The sequence below is a fragment of the Ralstonia sp. UNC404CL21Col genome (assembly GCF_000620465.1).
Taxonomy (GTDB): Bacteria; Pseudomonadota; Gammaproteobacteria; order Burkholderiales; family Burkholderiaceae; genus Ralstonia; species Ralstonia flatus.
Genome location: NZ_JIBE01000003.1, coordinates 376,945 through 390,446, shown reverse-complemented (window position 1 = coordinate 390,446; position 13,502 = coordinate 376,945). Strand labels below are relative to the sequence as shown.

Here is a 13,502-nt window from a genome sequence, read left to right as displayed (position 1 = left end):
GACATTGTAGTCGGCAGCTTGTTCTACACTGACGGCCTCTGATCCAGCGAACGCCATGTCGTCCGACCCCACGCAACCCCAGCCCCCCGAGACGCCCGACAGCGTCGAGCCCAGCGCGCCCGCCAACGTGCCCGAATTCGACGCGAAAGCGCACATCGCGCGCCTGCCGAATCTGCCGGGCGTGTATCGCTACTTCGATGCGCAGGGCAACGTGCTCTACGTGGGCAAGGCACGCGACCTCAAGAAGCGCGTGTCGAGCTATTTCAACAAGACACTGCTTTCGCCGCGCATTGCGATGATGGTGGCGAAGATCGCACGCATCGACACCACCGTCGTGCGCAGCGAGGCCGAAGCGCTGCTGCTCGAGAACAACCTCATCAAGGCGCTGGCGCCGCGCTACAACATCCTGTTTCGCGACGACAAGTCGTATCCGTATCTGAAGCTCACGCATCACGCCTATCCGCGCATGGCGTATTACCGCGGCGCGACCGATCGCAAGCACCAATACTTCGGCCCGTTTCCGAGCGCGCATGCGGTGCGTGAAAGCATGCAGATCCTGCAGAAGGTGTTCCAGCTTCGCACGTGCGAAGACACCGTCTTCAACAACCGCACGCGGCCGTGCCTCCTGCATCAGATCCATCGCTGCAGCGGCCCCTGCGTCCAGGCGATCAGCCCGGAGGATTACGCGCGCGACGTCGCCAACGCGGCCGGTTTCCTGCAGGGTCGACAGGACGAGGTCATGCAGACGCTGCAGGACAAGATGCAGCGCTATTCCGAATCGCTGGCATTCGAGCAGGCCGCCATCGTGCGCGACCAGATCGGCGCATTGTCGACGGTGCTCAAGCAGCAGTCGGTGGAAGAGGTCGGCCACGCCAGCGACATCGACATCCTGGCCGTTGCCATCAAGGGCGGCCACGCCTGCGTGAACCTCGCGATGGTGCGCGGCGGCCGGCATCTGGGCGACAAGGCTTACTTCCCCACGCACGTGGAAGAGGGCGCGGCCATCGTCGGCGTGGATGTCGAGGCCGGCGGCGACCCTGCAGCAGAAACATCACGCGATGCCGAGCGCATGGCCAGTGACATCCTGGAGGCGTTTGTTGCGCAGCACTATCTTGATCAGTTCGTGCCGCCGGTGCTGGTGGTCAGCCATCAGATTCATGCAACCGAGTTGATCGATGCGCTGGCCGAGCAGGCGGGGCGTCGCATTTCGGTTGTGCGCCAGCCTCAGGGCGGGCGACGCGCTTGGCTTGAAATGGCGGAGAAGGGCGCCGAGCTGTCGCTGATGCGCCGGCTTTCCGAGCAAGGCAGTCAACAGGCTCGTACGCGCGCACTGGCCGAGACCATCGGCATCGACCTGGAAGACCTTGCCGCGCTGCGCGTCGAATGCTTCGACATCAGCCACACCGCCGGCGAGGCCACGCAAGCGTCGTGCGTGGTCTTCCACAGCCACGCCATGCAAAACAGCGAATACCGCCGCTACAACATCCAGGACATCACACCCGGTGACGACTACGCGGCCATGCGGCAGGTCCTCACGCGGCGCTACCAGAAGATCGTCGAGCAGGCTGGCGAAGACACGCCGAACATGCCGAGCATCGTGCTGATCGACGGCGGCAAGGGGCAGGTGGAAGTCGCCCGCCAGGTGTTTGAAGAGCTGGGGCTGGATATCGGATTGCTCGTCGGCGTGGCAAAGGGGGAGGGGCGCAAGGTCGGCCTGGAAACGCTGATCTTTGCCGATGGCCGTCCGTCACTGGAGCTGGGCCAAGGCAGCGCCGCGCTGATGCTCGTCGCGCAGATTCGCGATGAAGCGCACCGCTTTGCCATCACCGGCATGCGCGCCAAGCGAGCCAAGGCGCGCAACACGTCGCGGCTGGAAGAAATCGAAGGCATTGGTGCCAAGCGCCGGCAGCGGTTGCTGGCGCGCTTCGGCGGCTTGCGTGGCGTGATGGCCGCGAGCGTCGACGAACTCGCCACGGTCGAAGGCATCTCGCAGACCCTGGCGGAAGAAATCTACCGTCAGCTGCATTGATCGGCGACAATGCCCCATCTTGCCGCGTAGGTTGAAGCTTGCGCGGCGGTTGTCCTCTCGATTTGCCATGCCTTTCAACTTCCCGATCCTCCTGACCTGGCTGCGTGTGGCCATGATTCCGCTGGTGGTGGGCGTGTTCTACGTGCCGGACACCTGGATGGCGCTGCCCGCCAAGAACCTGACGGCCGCGGTGTTTTTCATCGTTGCGAGCCTCACGGATTGGTTCGACGGCTTTCTTGCCCGCCGCTGGAACCAGACCTCCGCCTTCGGCGCTTTTCTCGATCCGGTCGCCGACAAACTGATGGTGGCCGCCGCGCTGCTGGTGCTGCTGTCGTTGGGCCGCGTGTCCGACGTCATCGCGCTCGTCATCATCGGCCGCGAGATCACCATCTCTGCCCTGCGTGAATGGATGGCGCAGATTGGCGCGTCGAAGAGCGTGGCCGTCAACTTCCTCGGCAAGCTGAAGACGACCTTCCAGATGATCGCCATTCCGTTGCTGCTGTTCGAGGGCCGCCTGTTCGACGTGATCGACGCGCAGGTGTGGGGCACGTGGCTCATTTACGTGGCGGCGGTGCTCACGCTGTGGTCGATGGCGTACTACATGAAGCTCGCGTGGCCGCAGATCCGCGAGCGCGCGAAATGAGCCTGTAAAAACTCTTGCGCAAAAGTGTTGACGAGGACGATTCTTCTTTGCCATAATCTCGTTCTCGCGTTGCAGTGATGTGACGCAAACGGTCTGGCAGCACAAAGGTTGTACGGCAGTGCTGGTAGCCAAAAATGCGGGAATAGCTCAGTTGGTAGAGCGCAACCTTGCCAAGGTTGAGGTCGCGAGTTCGAGCCTCGTTTCCCGCTCCAGTTTTAAATATGTGGCCGTGTTGATGTGATGGCGCGGCGGCATAACCGGTTACGCGGGAATAGCTCAGTTGGTAGAGCGCAACCTTGCCAAGGTTGAGGTCGCGAGTTCGAGCCTCGTTTCCCGCTCCAATCCCGAAGGGAAGCCTTGCTTCCCTTTTTCTTTATCGGCACGGCAAACACGCGGTTCTTCATGAATTGCTACAATGCGGTGCTGAGCCCTTGGCGGGGTAGCAAAGTGGTTATGCAGCGGCCTGCAAAGCCGTGTACGCCGGTTCGATTCCGGCCTCCGCCTCCAGAATGAAAAAAAGCCCCGACTGGTTCGGGGCTTTTTGTTTTTCCACGTATGCGGCTGCCGTATCGCTACGGCGTTGGCGCGATACCGGCACACAGCAAGCGACAGTGGTGGATATCTGGGCAAAAAAAAGAGCAGCCCGGCAAGGCTGCTCTGTTTGGTGCGGTGTGGCTTACTCCTTCGGCTGGATCACCACCCATGCATTTGTCCCCGGCGGCACGGTGATGGTGTCGGCGTACGTACGCGTCACGGAGCCCCGCGGCGACACGAACGCGGCATACGGCGCCAGCGTAGCGGGCGATGTCGGCAGGCTCTGAACCGCATGGAAGGGTTGGAGATTGACGGCCGGTACCTGGAAGCCACCTTCTGCACGCGCTGGGAAGCTGTAGCGAGAAGCTCCACCGCTAGAAGGCATCAGCGACGCCATCGTCACAGCGAAGCGCTCTGCTTCTGCACTGAAACTCGAATCTGCGCGTGCCGCCTTGATCGCATTGTCCAGCACGGTTTTGGAGTCTGTGCTGTCCATACGCGTAAGCAGATCTTTATAGAAGCCCAGGCCGAGCTGGCGATTCAGGAATCCGCCAAAAGACCCATTCACTGCATAGCTGTCGCACGGGGCGTCGCCACCGCTGGTAAACGTCGTCAACGGACATGTGTAGCCAGTCGTCGCTACGAAGTCCGGAATGCGAATGTCGCGCACGTTGTTGAAGGTGGCATCCACGTTGAAGCTGGCCCAATCCTCCATCATCATTGCCGACTGCTCTTCCAGCCAGGTGTCGAATGCAAATTCCGATCCCTTCAGGACAGCGCGGCGGTAGAAGTTCTGCATATGCATGCCTTCGTGCGCCAGGGTCATGAGCGATGCCTGCAAGCCAAAGCCTCCACCCAAATACATGGTCTCCGTATCGAGGTAGAGCGACACCGATTCGTTGCTCTTCGGGGCGCTGCTCTGGAGGAAACTGTTCAGCCCATGGAAGTAGCCGACCATGCCGAACGGTTTGGCGTTTTGGTCGAAGTTGAGCAGGACGAGGTCGATCGGCTGGTTCGGGCCCAACAGGTTGCTGTAAGGTTGATCGCCCCACAGCGGTCCGCCCACGGCTGTCAGCATGTCGTAGACGCCCCCGGCGCGCGCATACGTGTCCAGCATCCGATCGACGATGGCTTGGGTGATTCGGTCCGGCGCAAGCTCGGTGTGTTCGACCCACAGGTTGATCATCTTCCCGTCTGCGGCGGCCTGCTGCTTGACCAGCGTGGCGGTGCGGGCCACACCGTTCATATCGTTCCACTGACGTTGATCGTTGACCGCATAGACGGTCGATGCTTGCGTCCGGACGCCGGCAATACCCATTTGCGATTCGCTCGCACGTGGGCCGAGGAGCTTGGCAAAGCCAGAGCGGTTGAATTCTTGGATGCGCGCCCGGATCTCGCCGTCCGTCGCTTTGGGCGGTTGCACGCTCCGCACAGACGCGCCGTTGAAGGTGGATGCCTTGACGAACATGGAGAATGGCGCAGGCGTGTCGGTCGGGTTGGTGTAGACGACACGGACATCCTCGCCTGAGAGGCCGCCTGCCATGGTGATATTGACTTGTGCTGCCTTGGCTGTGGCGCCCGTATTTCCTACAGACCAGATGCCTACGCCCGAGCCCGAGTACGTTGCATCGTCTGCTGCGGCACAGTCGGTGCAGGCCCTTTGGAAGTCGTTCTGTGGTTTGGCCGGCGTTGTGGTGCCGGTGGCGCCCTCAGGCATGGTTGAATTCGCCGGGCTGTCGCCGCCACCACCACAAGCTGCCAAACAGGCGGCCATGATGATGGCTAATCCCAGGGCAACCGCTGGTTGCCGATTCTTGAAACGCATAATCCGCCCCTAAAAATGGTGCCACGGTTGGCACCTTGAAAAAAATGAGGATGCTGGCCTTGAATGCCTATTGTTGATAAGGCGAGGGCGGATTTTATCGAGCCTATAGGAAATAACGCCTCGATATTTTTGAAAATAATTGCAAATCAGAGGGTTTGAAATCTATTTAATCGTTGTGATTGTCATTATTTCTTTAAATTAACAAAAATTGTTGTGATCCGGGGTGTGCGGTTCGTTAGCGCGGTGGGCCTGCGGCTTCCGTGCCCGGTCAATCATGTCAGTCGCAAATTTCTTGCAGTAGGGACGCTGCCGCGTCCGGGCAGGGGCGCGATGGGCGGTCACCTTAGCGCTTCACTGGCTTGATGCTGCGAACGTGGAGTGTGTGCTTTGCCAGCGCTGAAAACGTTGTGTCGCTGCCCGGTGTGCCCGACACAATCACGCGTTGGTTGACCAGTGGGAGGAGCGCATTTTCGTCCGGCACATCAAGCTTCCACAGCGCGCCGTCCTCTGTGCGCACGGCGAGGGAGTTAAATGGAAAATTTCCAACTTGGCTGAGTGTGCCTTGCAGCGTGAGGTCTGAAGCCGGCGAGGGAAAGCTGCATGCGGTCAATAACATAGAGATCAATAAGTGCGAGAAAAAACGAGAACAGTGCATGGCGATAACGATTTATTGATTTGACTGGGGATGATTTTGTCTGATGTAAGCCCATTAATGCGCCCGGCGGATTTTGGCGGAAGGAATATGACATGCAGCGGTGTCGCACCAGTCTGGATATTCGGAGGCCCGCTAACGCATCGTTCCAGCCGACTGGCCCAGGTGGAGTAAGCTTGAGCCGCTTTGCCCCGGGGAGGGGCGTCCTGGGATACTTCGCTCGATCACAGCAGGCGCGGGCATGTACCTACTACCCCCGGCGCCGGGCACACCCTGTTCTGTCGCAACAAAAAATGATAGAACGGCACAAACCGCCGCCAAGGCGCGGGGCTTTTCACAATTGTTTGCAATGTCGCGGGGGTAGCCTTCTAGGATGGCCTGGGCTCAAGTCGGTGTGGAAGCTGTGCCGGCGGCTCTGAATATGAGCCTGGGCGCGGGTCCGGACCGTACCGGCCGCGGCTGATGGTGCAACTACGATGTTCCGGCTGGGACCCGATCACAACGAGAACGGGGCCGAACCGGCATTCCATGAAGCGACGGCCGGCGGTAACAATGGGGCCGGACCCGTCACGGGGAAAGGGCAGTCCAGATGGCGATACGAATTGCCTCGGTAGAAGACAACCAGGCGCAATCGGATTTGATCCGCGAAATCCTGGTTTCGTCGGGATACGAATGCGAGAGTTTCAGTAACGGGGATGCCTTCGTCAAGGCGCTGCGGGATCGAACGTTCGACCTGCTGCTGCTTGACTGGCAGTTGCCCGATATCAGCGGCATCCAGCTCGTGAGCTGGGTGCGGCAGACGGTCGGCCCGGCGCTGCCGGTGCTGTTTCTGACCAACCGTTCGCTCGAAGACGACGTGGTGCGCGGGCTGGCCGCTGGCGCCGACGACTACGTCGTCAAGCCGGTGCGCCGCGCCGAGCTGGTGGCGCGCGTCGGTGCGCTGCTGCGTCGTGCCGCGCCGCGCACCAGTGAATCGCTCGAACGCATTCGCGTCGGTCCGTACGCGGTGGACCCAGTCGGTCGCGTGCTGACACTGAATGGCTCGCAGGTCGAGCTGTCCCCGCGCGAGTTCGATCTGGGGCTGTACCTGTTCCGCAATGTCGGCAAGCTGGTGCCGCGCGAGCTGATCGAGCAGGCAGTGTGGGGTCGCAGCATCGGTCCGGATTCGCGTACGCTGGCCACGCATATCTCCAAGCTGCGGCTCAAACTCGATCTCAATCAGAAGAATGGCGTGCGGCTGGTCTCGGTGTATTCGCATGGCTATCGGCTGGAAACCACGCAGGAAGATGGCGAAGCAAGCTGAAGCAATTTGGGGTGGTTTGATTGGGCGCGCCGCGTTTGTCGGCGCGTTCGTTCTTTTTGGCGGCGTTTGGCAGCTGGCGATGGCCCAGCCTTCCGGCGCGGACGGTTCCGATTTCGTCTATCGGGTGCAGCCGGGCGACACGTTGATCAGCCTCGCTGAACGTTACATGGACAGTGCCGAAGGCTGGCGCCTCCTGCAGCGGCGCAACCATGTCGCCGATCCGTATCGGCTTCAGCCCGGCGCGCTCCTCCGGATTCCGTTCGATCGCATTCCGGTCGTGCCAGCGACGGCGCAGGTCGTGTTCGCACGCGATGCAACCGCCGGTGGCAAGCTCCTGCAGACTGGTACGAAGCTTGCCGAAGACGCACAGATCGACACCGGCGACAAAGGCGCCGTGACGCTGGCCTTTGACGACGGCACACGCGTGACGGTGCCACCGGGCAGCCACGTTGCGCTGTCGCGTGTGCGGGCGTTTGCGCGTGCCGGGCTGATCGATGTGCGCGTGCACGTGAAGAAGGGCGAAGCGGAATCCAACGTCTCGCCCAAGAAGAGCGGCGTGGGCCGCTACGAGATTTCCACGCCGGCGCTGGTGACGGGCGTGCGCGGTACGCGTTTCCGCGTGCAGGCCAGCGAAGCGGGTTCGACGAGTTCCGTGCTGGAAGGTGAGGTCGCCACAAGCGCCGGTCGTCAGAAGCAAGCGGTCAAGGGTGGCTTTGGCGTGGTGGCATCGGCGGGACACCTCAAGCGGGCCGCGCTGCCGACGGCGCCCAGCCTCGACGCCATTCCGCAACTTGTGCAGACGCCGTGCCTGCGCGCGACGTGGCAGCCGGTCAAGGGCGCGGTCGGGTATCGCGCCGCCGTGGCGCGGGACGCCGCGTTGACCGAACTCACCGCCTATCAATCCAGCAAGGCCCCGTCGGCAACGCTGTGCGGCGACGAGGACGGCGACTACATACTCGTCGTGCAGAGCATCGACGCCCTTGGACTGACGAGTGAATCGGCCACGCGGCCGTTCACGGTGCGGCTCCATCCGGAAGCGCCGTACACGATCCAGCCCGCCAGCGACCGGACCTACCGCAGCGGCGACGTGGCATTCGCGTGGGCGATGGTGTCCGACGCGGGCAGCTACGACCTGGAAGTGAGCGATGCCGAGACCTTCGCCTCGCCCGTCATTCAGCAGCATGGCAAAGACGTGCGTTGGGTCAGGCCGCTGACGGCAGGCACATGGTGGTGGCGTGTGCGCTCGGTCGCCGCGGACGGCAAAACCGGCCCGTGGAGCGATGCCCTGCGTTTCCGCGTGCTCGACATTCCTCTCGATGCCGTGCCGACTGCCGCAGTGGATGCCGGCGATGACGGCAAGCTGCATGCCCATTGGTCTGCGCTGTCGCCCGAGCTTGTCGCATCGGGCGCACGCACGCGTGTGCAACTGGCGGGCGACACAAGCTTCGCCAAGCCCATCGTCGACATCGTCAGCGAAGGCAACGAGGCGGCCATTCCGCGGCCGCCCTCCGGCGTGTATTACCTCCGCACCGGCGTAGACCTGGGCGATGCCGCGTCGGTGGTCTACGCCAAGCCGCAGCGCATTGACGTCGGCACCTTCGTTGGCGACTCCGCGCGCAGCCCGGTGCAGAGCGGCGACGGCAATCTCCTTCTCAATGACTGAATCCGCACCTACCAAATCCGCGGTGCGCAGCCTCGGGGTGCGCGCGCTGGTGGAGTGGGGTGTGCTGGTGGCGCTGGCTGCGCTGCTGACGTTGGGCGCTGTGCGCTGGAGCGTGGTCGCACGGCTTGACGCGGCGCTGTACGACGCGGTCGTCACGTTGCATGGGCACGCGCCGCGCGACGACATCGTCATCGTTGCCATCGATGACCAGAGCCTTGACGCGGTGGGACGCTGGCCGTGGCCGCGTAGCCGCCTGGCGGATCTGATCGCGCGCGTGGGGCAGGCCCGGCCGCGTGCCATCGGCGTCGATATTCTGCTGATCGAACCCGATCTCGCGCACCCTGAAGGCGATCGCGCATTGATCGAGGCCATCCGGCAAGCCGGGCATGTCATCCTGCCTGCGCTGCCCGAGCGCACGGAGCAGGGGCGCGTGTATCACTATCCGTTTCTGGGTATCAATGCCGCCGTGGCGCATATCAATGCGGCGCCCGATGCAGACAGCGTGGTGCGCGGCATGTATCTGGCGGAGGGGCCGAGCGCGCATCTGCTGGACCATCTGGCCGTGCAGCTTGCGCGGCAGGCGTTGCGCTCGCCAGCCTCCGTGCCGGCGCTGCCCGATGTGGAAACCGATGCGGGCGGCTGGACGCGGCGTGGGCATATCCGCCTGAATTTTGCGGGGCAGGCCGGTACGTATCGGCACGTGCCCGCGCTGGACGTGCTCAACGGCCACGTGGCGCCCGATGCGCTGGCCGGCAAGCTCGTGCTGATCGGGGCCACGGCCTCCGGGGTGTCCGATATTTTTGCGACACCGCCGTCGCGCACGATGAGCGGCGTGGAAGTGCTGGCCAATGCCACGCAAACTGTGTTGGACAGCAGCGCCATCCTGCCGGTGTCGCCCAGTGTGTTTTGGGCGATGACGCTGCTTCCTTTGTTGATGACCGCGTTTGCCGTGCGTTGGCTGACGCCGCGTATGGCGCTTGCCGTGGCGCTGGCGGGAGCGGCTGTCTTGTTGCTGAGCGCGATCGGGGCGCTGGTGTTCGGCAACCGTTGGTTGCCGCCCTTTGCCGCGTTGGTTGGCCCGCTGGTGTTGTATCCGCTGTGGAGCTGGCGCCAGCAAGAAGCCGCGCTGCGTTTTCTGCGCGACGAGATGCAGCGCCTGGCGCGCGAGCCCGGCCTGCTGGCGGAGACCGCGCCGCTGGCGCGCCCCGGCCGCACATTGGGCGCGCACATGGATGCCGTGGCCTCTCTTACGGACAAGCTGCGCGGGCTGCGTCGCTTCCTGGCCGATGCGCTGGAGAGCCTGCCCGATGCCACCGTCGTCTGCACGCACGATGGCACGATCCGCCTCGCCAACGGCCGCAGCGCCGACTTGGCCGGTCAGTCGCAGACGCCCGGCCAGAACCGCGCGGCCGCGTTGCGCGACCTACCGACGCTGCTGGCGCGGGCGTTTCCCGACCCTTCCGCTGGCGAACACTACTGGGCGCGCTGGCTCACCGATCCCACCGGGCTCGAACCCGTCGAGCTGCAGACGCACGACGGCCGCTCGATGTTGATGCACGCCGCCGCATTGCGGGACGAAGCGGGGCGCCCCGTCGACATCATCGTCAGCTTTGCCGACATCACCCCGGTGCGCCAGGCCGAGCGCCATCGCGAAGAAGCGCTGCGGTTCATCTCGCACGACATGCGTTCGCCGCAGAGCGCCATCCTCGCCCTGATTGAGCTGCAGCGCGATGCGTCACGCGCGTTGGACCGCGAGGTGCTGCTGTCTCGCATCGAGCAGCTGTCGTCGCGCACGCTGGAGCTGGCCGATGCCTTCATCGACCTGGCGCGCGCCGAATCGCAAACGCTCAAGCTGGTGGACGTGGATCTCGTGGGCCTCGTGCTCGATGCCGCCGATGAGGTCTGGCCGCTGGCGAATCGTCATCAGGTGGAAGTGCGCGTGATGGCCGACATTGAAGCGGCCGTGCGGGGCGAACCGCGCTTGCTGGTGCGCGCGCTGGTGAATCTGCTCAACAACGCGATCAAATTCAGCGCGGCCGGTTCCGTAGTGACGGTGACGGTGGAGCAGGACGAAGCCATGTTCTCGGTGGCCGTGGCGGACCAGGGGGCCGGCATCGCCCTTGCCGATCAGCCGCGGCTGTTTCAGCCGTTTCATCGATTGCATGAAGGCGCGGCCAATGCGCCGGCCGGCAGCGGGTTGGGTCTCGTATTCGTGAAGACGGTGGTCGACCGGCATGGCGGCCGCATTGCCGTGCAGAGCGCACCCGGCCTGGGGTCGACCTTCACGCTGTGGCTGCCGCGCGTCGCGCATCGCCACGACGCCTGAGGCCACGATGGTCTCGTGTGGCCTCTGCCACATTTCCTTTTCAATCATTTGCATTTCGGCACGGCGGCGGCCCTACAGTTCATTGGCCGACCCGCACAGCATGCACCGGTGACACACCGGTCGAGAGACGACGGCACCTTGGAAAAAACCGAGCATAGACACGCCCGAGGCGCCACGTATGTTGAGCCAGATTGCAACCGATGTTTTGACCGAGTGCGATTACGAATGCATTCGCGCGCAACTGCATCACGCCCTGCGCGGTAACGGGAACCCGCCGCAGTTCGAAGGCTTCTGGCTGGCTGGTCGGCATGTATCCATGTGGCGCGGCGGCAGTGGCGACGACAGCAATGCACAGCATCATCGTCACGCCGCCGCTTGACCGCGCCGCACGCAGTCCACTACGACACCGAGCCATGAAAATCGGCCTGATCGACACGCACCTCGCTCGCCAGCAGGCGATCCACACGGCGCTGCGGCCCACGCGCTTTGAATGTGTGCCGCTGTTTCTCTCTCGGCAGGTTTTTGAAGCCATCGACCTGCACGGCATCAACCTGCTGATGGTTGGTGCGCATGCGCACGACATGCCCGGCCTGTCGCTGGTGCGCACGGTTCGCGAACGCGTGGGGCCCGGCATGGCCATCGTCTATCTCGCCGATGGGCAGGCCGATACCGAAACCGCAGACGCGCTCAACCACGGCGCTGACCTTTGCTTTCAAGGCGACATCCGTCCGCCAGAATTGCTGGCGCGGCTCGATGCGTTGATTCGCCGCTTTGCCGTGAGCCGCGCCGTGCGGGCGTCGGAGATTCGTCTGGGGCCCTACACGCTCGATCGGCAGAACCGCTCCATCCGGCTGCGCGATGCTTCGGTGTCGGTGCATGCGCGTGAGTTCGAGCTGGCGCTGTTGCTGTTCGCGAATGCGGGACGGATTCTCTCGCGCGCCGACATCGAACTCGCTCTTTGGGGCCGGGAGCTGAGCCCGTATTCGCGCACGCTCGATACGCATGTCTCGCGCCTGCGCAAGAAGTTGCTGCTGGGCCCCGAAAACGGCCTGCGCCTGCGCGCCATCTACGGGCAGGGCTTCTGCCTGGAGCGCGTGATCGACGCCGAAGCAACGCACTGACCGCCTCGACCCGCGGAGCCACTGCCATGCAATTGCTCTGTATCACCATCCTCATCGGCTTTCTGGCCGGGCTTGTGGCGCGGTGGGTGACGCCACGCTGCGGCGCAAGCGGCTTCGTCCTCACCATCATGGTCGGCATTGCCGGCGCACTGGCAGCGGCTTTTCTCGGTCAGTTGATGCGTTGGTATGAGCCGGGGCAATTGGCTGGGTTTGTCAGCGCGATGGTGGGTGCGATCATCCTGCTGGCCGGCTATCACGTGCTGGCACGCGAACGCTGAGTCGGTCGTTTCAGAGTAAGGCCCCGCAAGTCGGGGCTTTTTTTGTTGGTGAAGCAGGGGAGGAGACCCAAACGCCCGCCACCAAAAGAAACGCCCTGACACTCGGGACAGCAGCATCAGGGCCAAGAAGGCCGCGGCTCTCTCTTCCGCGGCCGGAGCGCACCCACGAGGGGTCGGTGCAAGCTCAGGTTACGTGGCTGAGAGCGGGCGAATGCAAATCTTTATCAACAGCGCGGAGATCGGCGGATAGGCGATGGCTGCTGCGCAACTAGTAAGACGTCGTACAACTGAAGGCCGTGTTGCTCGGCTCAGCTACCTGCCACGGACGTTTGAGTGCCCGCCGCTTCATGCGCACGGCGCAGACGTTCGCGGCTGTTTGACAGGTGCATGCGCATTGCAGCGCGAGCGGCTTCGGGATCTTTCCGCGCAATGGCCTCGAAGACGCTGTGGTGCTCGCGGTTGACCGTGGCGCGCAGTTCGGGCGCGTTCAGGTAGCCGACCTGCGCAAGCCCCATCCGTGTACGGGGAATGAGCGTCTTGCCGAGCTGGGCGAGGGCGCCCACGAAATGTTCGTTGCCGGTAGCGCGAGCAATGCTCAGATGAAACTGGAGGTCGGACGTGGCGCTGTCGTTGCCCTCCGCCTGGTCCTGCTCAATGGCTTCGAGCGCCAGACGTAGCGCCTCGATCTCGGCCGCGGAGATGCGCTGTGCGGCCAGGCCGGCGCATTCCGTCTCAATGGCGACGCGCAATTCCAGCATGCTCAAGATGTCATGCATCGTCGACGCATCGCCCAGCGGGATGCTGTTGTCGACCCGCGGCGGCAGGACAAAGCTGCCGATGCCGTGACGCGTCTCGATCAGCCCCTTGGCTTGTAAGCGCGAAATCGCCTCACGTACCACCGTGCGGCTCACCCCCAGCGCTTCCATCAATGCGGATTCCGTGGGCAGCTTGTCGCCAATCCGCAGGGATTCGCTGGCAATGCGCCCCTTGACGTGGTCCACCACCACGTCCGCCAAGCTTTGGGTGCGGCGCACGAGCGTTGCGGGCGAGCTGACGGTGGGCATGCGATCTCCGGGAGGGCGGGTTTACCAGGGGTGGTTCGGCGGGAATGTGTCAATTATAGTCGCA

The 13,502-nt window shown here is 63.4% G+C and carries 11 protein-coding genes and 3 tRNA genes; 11 read left to right on the top strand and 3 right to left on the bottom strand.

The annotated features are described in order from the left end of the window. Positions 1–55: 55 nt before the first annotated feature. From uvrC to N511_RS0101840, 5 genes are all read left to right on the top strand, one after another. Positions 56–2,029, top strand: coding sequence for an excinuclease ABC subunit UvrC (gene uvrC, locus N511_RS0101860; protein ID WP_027677741.1), 1,974 nt, complete (start codon positions 56–58; stop codon positions 2,027–2,029). A gap of 67 nt (positions 2,030–2,096) precedes the next feature. Further along, positions 2,097–2,672: a CDP-diacylglycerol--glycerol-3-phosphate 3-phosphatidyltransferase gene (gene pgsA / locus N511_RS0101855; protein ID WP_027677740.1), complete on the top strand. Its 576-nt coding sequence runs from the start codon at positions 2,097–2,099 to the stop codon at positions 2,670–2,672. A gap of 136 nt (positions 2,673–2,808) precedes the next feature. Next, positions 2,809–2,884, top strand: a tRNA-Gly gene (locus tag N511_RS0101850). A 53-nt stretch (positions 2,885–2,937) separates the two neighbouring features. Next, a tRNA-Gly gene (locus N511_RS0101845) sits at positions 2,938–3,013 on the top strand. A 92-nt stretch (positions 3,014–3,105) separates the two neighbouring features. Further along, positions 3,106–3,179, top strand: a tRNA-Cys gene (locus N511_RS0101840). A gap of 169 nt (positions 3,180–3,348) precedes the next feature. Here N511_RS0101840 and N511_RS0101835 read toward each other — a convergent pair. Both N511_RS0101835 and N511_RS25160 read right to left on the bottom strand, forming a co-directional pair. Further along, on the bottom strand, positions 3,349–5,031 hold the full coding sequence (locus N511_RS0101835) for a M30 family zinc metallopeptidase (RefSeq protein ID WP_027677739.1): 1,683 nt from the start codon (positions 5,029–5,031) through the stop codon (positions 3,349–3,351). Positions 5,032–5,374: 343 nt separating this feature from the next. After that, complete coding sequence (locus tag N511_RS25160) at positions 5,375–5,686, bottom strand: DUF5818 domain-containing protein (RefSeq protein ID WP_155954011.1); 312 nt, start codon at positions 5,684–5,686, stop codon at positions 5,375–5,377. A 586-nt stretch (positions 5,687–6,272) separates the two neighbouring features. Between N511_RS25160 and N511_RS0101825 the strand changes: the two genes are divergently transcribed. From N511_RS0101825 to N511_RS0101800, 6 genes are all read left to right on the top strand, one after another. Next, a complete protein-coding gene (locus N511_RS0101825) occupies positions 6,273–6,986 on the top strand; it encodes a response regulator transcription factor (RefSeq protein ID WP_027677738.1) in 714 nt (237 codons plus the stop codon). Beyond that, positions 6,970–8,649: a FecR domain-containing protein gene (locus N511_RS0101820; RefSeq protein WP_027677737.1), complete on the top strand. Its 1,680-nt coding sequence runs from the start codon at positions 6,970–6,972 to the stop codon at positions 8,647–8,649. Before N511_RS0101825 ends, N511_RS0101820 begins: the two co-directional genes overlap by 17 nt. Beyond that, positions 8,642–10,975 carry a CHASE2 domain-containing protein gene (locus tag N511_RS0101815; protein WP_027677736.1) on the top strand — a complete coding sequence of 778 codons (2,334 nt, stop codon included), beginning with the start codon at positions 8,642–8,644 and terminating at the stop codon, positions 10,973–10,975. The genes N511_RS0101820 and N511_RS0101815 overlap by 8 nt, the downstream gene beginning before the upstream one ends. Positions 10,976–11,153: 178 nt before the next feature. Continuing rightward, entirely contained in the window at positions 11,154–11,354 is a 201-nt protein-coding gene (locus N511_RS25155; RefSeq protein ID WP_027677735.1) for a hypothetical protein, read from the top strand. Positions 11,355–11,388: 34 nt separating this feature from the next. Continuing rightward, a complete protein-coding gene (locus N511_RS0101805; RefSeq protein WP_027677734.1) occupies positions 11,389–12,096 on the top strand; it encodes a response regulator transcription factor in 708 nt (235 codons plus the stop codon). A 26-nt stretch (positions 12,097–12,122) separates the two neighbouring features. Next, on the top strand, positions 12,123–12,374 hold the full coding sequence (locus N511_RS0101800) for a GlsB/YeaQ/YmgE family stress response membrane protein (protein ID WP_027677733.1): 252 nt from the start codon (positions 12,123–12,125) through the stop codon (positions 12,372–12,374). Positions 12,375–12,682: 308 nt separating this feature from the next. On the opposite strand, the gene N511_RS0101795 is transcribed toward N511_RS0101800, so the two are convergent. Beyond that, entirely contained in the window at positions 12,683–13,438 is a 756-nt protein-coding gene (locus tag N511_RS0101795; RefSeq protein ID WP_027677732.1) for a FadR/GntR family transcriptional regulator, read from the bottom strand. Between the last annotated feature and the right edge of the window lie 64 nt (positions 13,439–13,502).

Coding starts and splice junctions, on each gene's coding strand:
- uvrC (WP_027677741.1), top strand. CDS start 56: ATGTCGTCCGACCCCACGCAACCCCAGCCCCCCGAGACGCCCGACAGC.
- pgsA (WP_027677740.1), top strand. CDS start 2,097: ATGCCTTTCAACTTCCCGATCCTCCTGACCTGGCTGCGTGTGGCCATG.
- N511_RS0101835 (WP_027677739.1), bottom strand. CDS start 5,031: ATGCGTTTCAAGAATCGGCAACCAGCGGTTGCCCTGGGATTAGCCATC.
- N511_RS25160 (WP_155954011.1), bottom strand. CDS start 5,686: ATGCACTGTTCTCGTTTTTTCTCGCACTTATTGATCTCTATGTTATTG.
- N511_RS0101825 (WP_027677738.1), top strand. CDS start 6,273: ATGGCGATACGAATTGCCTCGGTAGAAGACAACCAGGCGCAATCGGAT.
- N511_RS0101820 (WP_027677737.1), top strand. CDS start 6,970: ATGGCGAAGCAAGCTGAAGCAATTTGGGGTGGTTTGATTGGGCGCGCC.
- N511_RS0101815 (WP_027677736.1), top strand. CDS start 8,642: ATGACTGAATCCGCACCTACCAAATCCGCGGTGCGCAGCCTCGGGGTG.
- N511_RS25155 (WP_027677735.1), top strand. CDS start 11,154: ATGTTGAGCCAGATTGCAACCGATGTTTTGACCGAGTGCGATTACGAA.
- N511_RS0101805 (WP_027677734.1), top strand. CDS start 11,389: ATGAAAATCGGCCTGATCGACACGCACCTCGCTCGCCAGCAGGCGATC.
- N511_RS0101800 (WP_027677733.1), top strand. CDS start 12,123: ATGCAATTGCTCTGTATCACCATCCTCATCGGCTTTCTGGCCGGGCTT.
- N511_RS0101795 (WP_027677732.1), bottom strand. CDS start 13,438: ATGCCCACCGTCAGCTCGCCCGCAACGCTCGTGCGCCGCACCCAAAGC.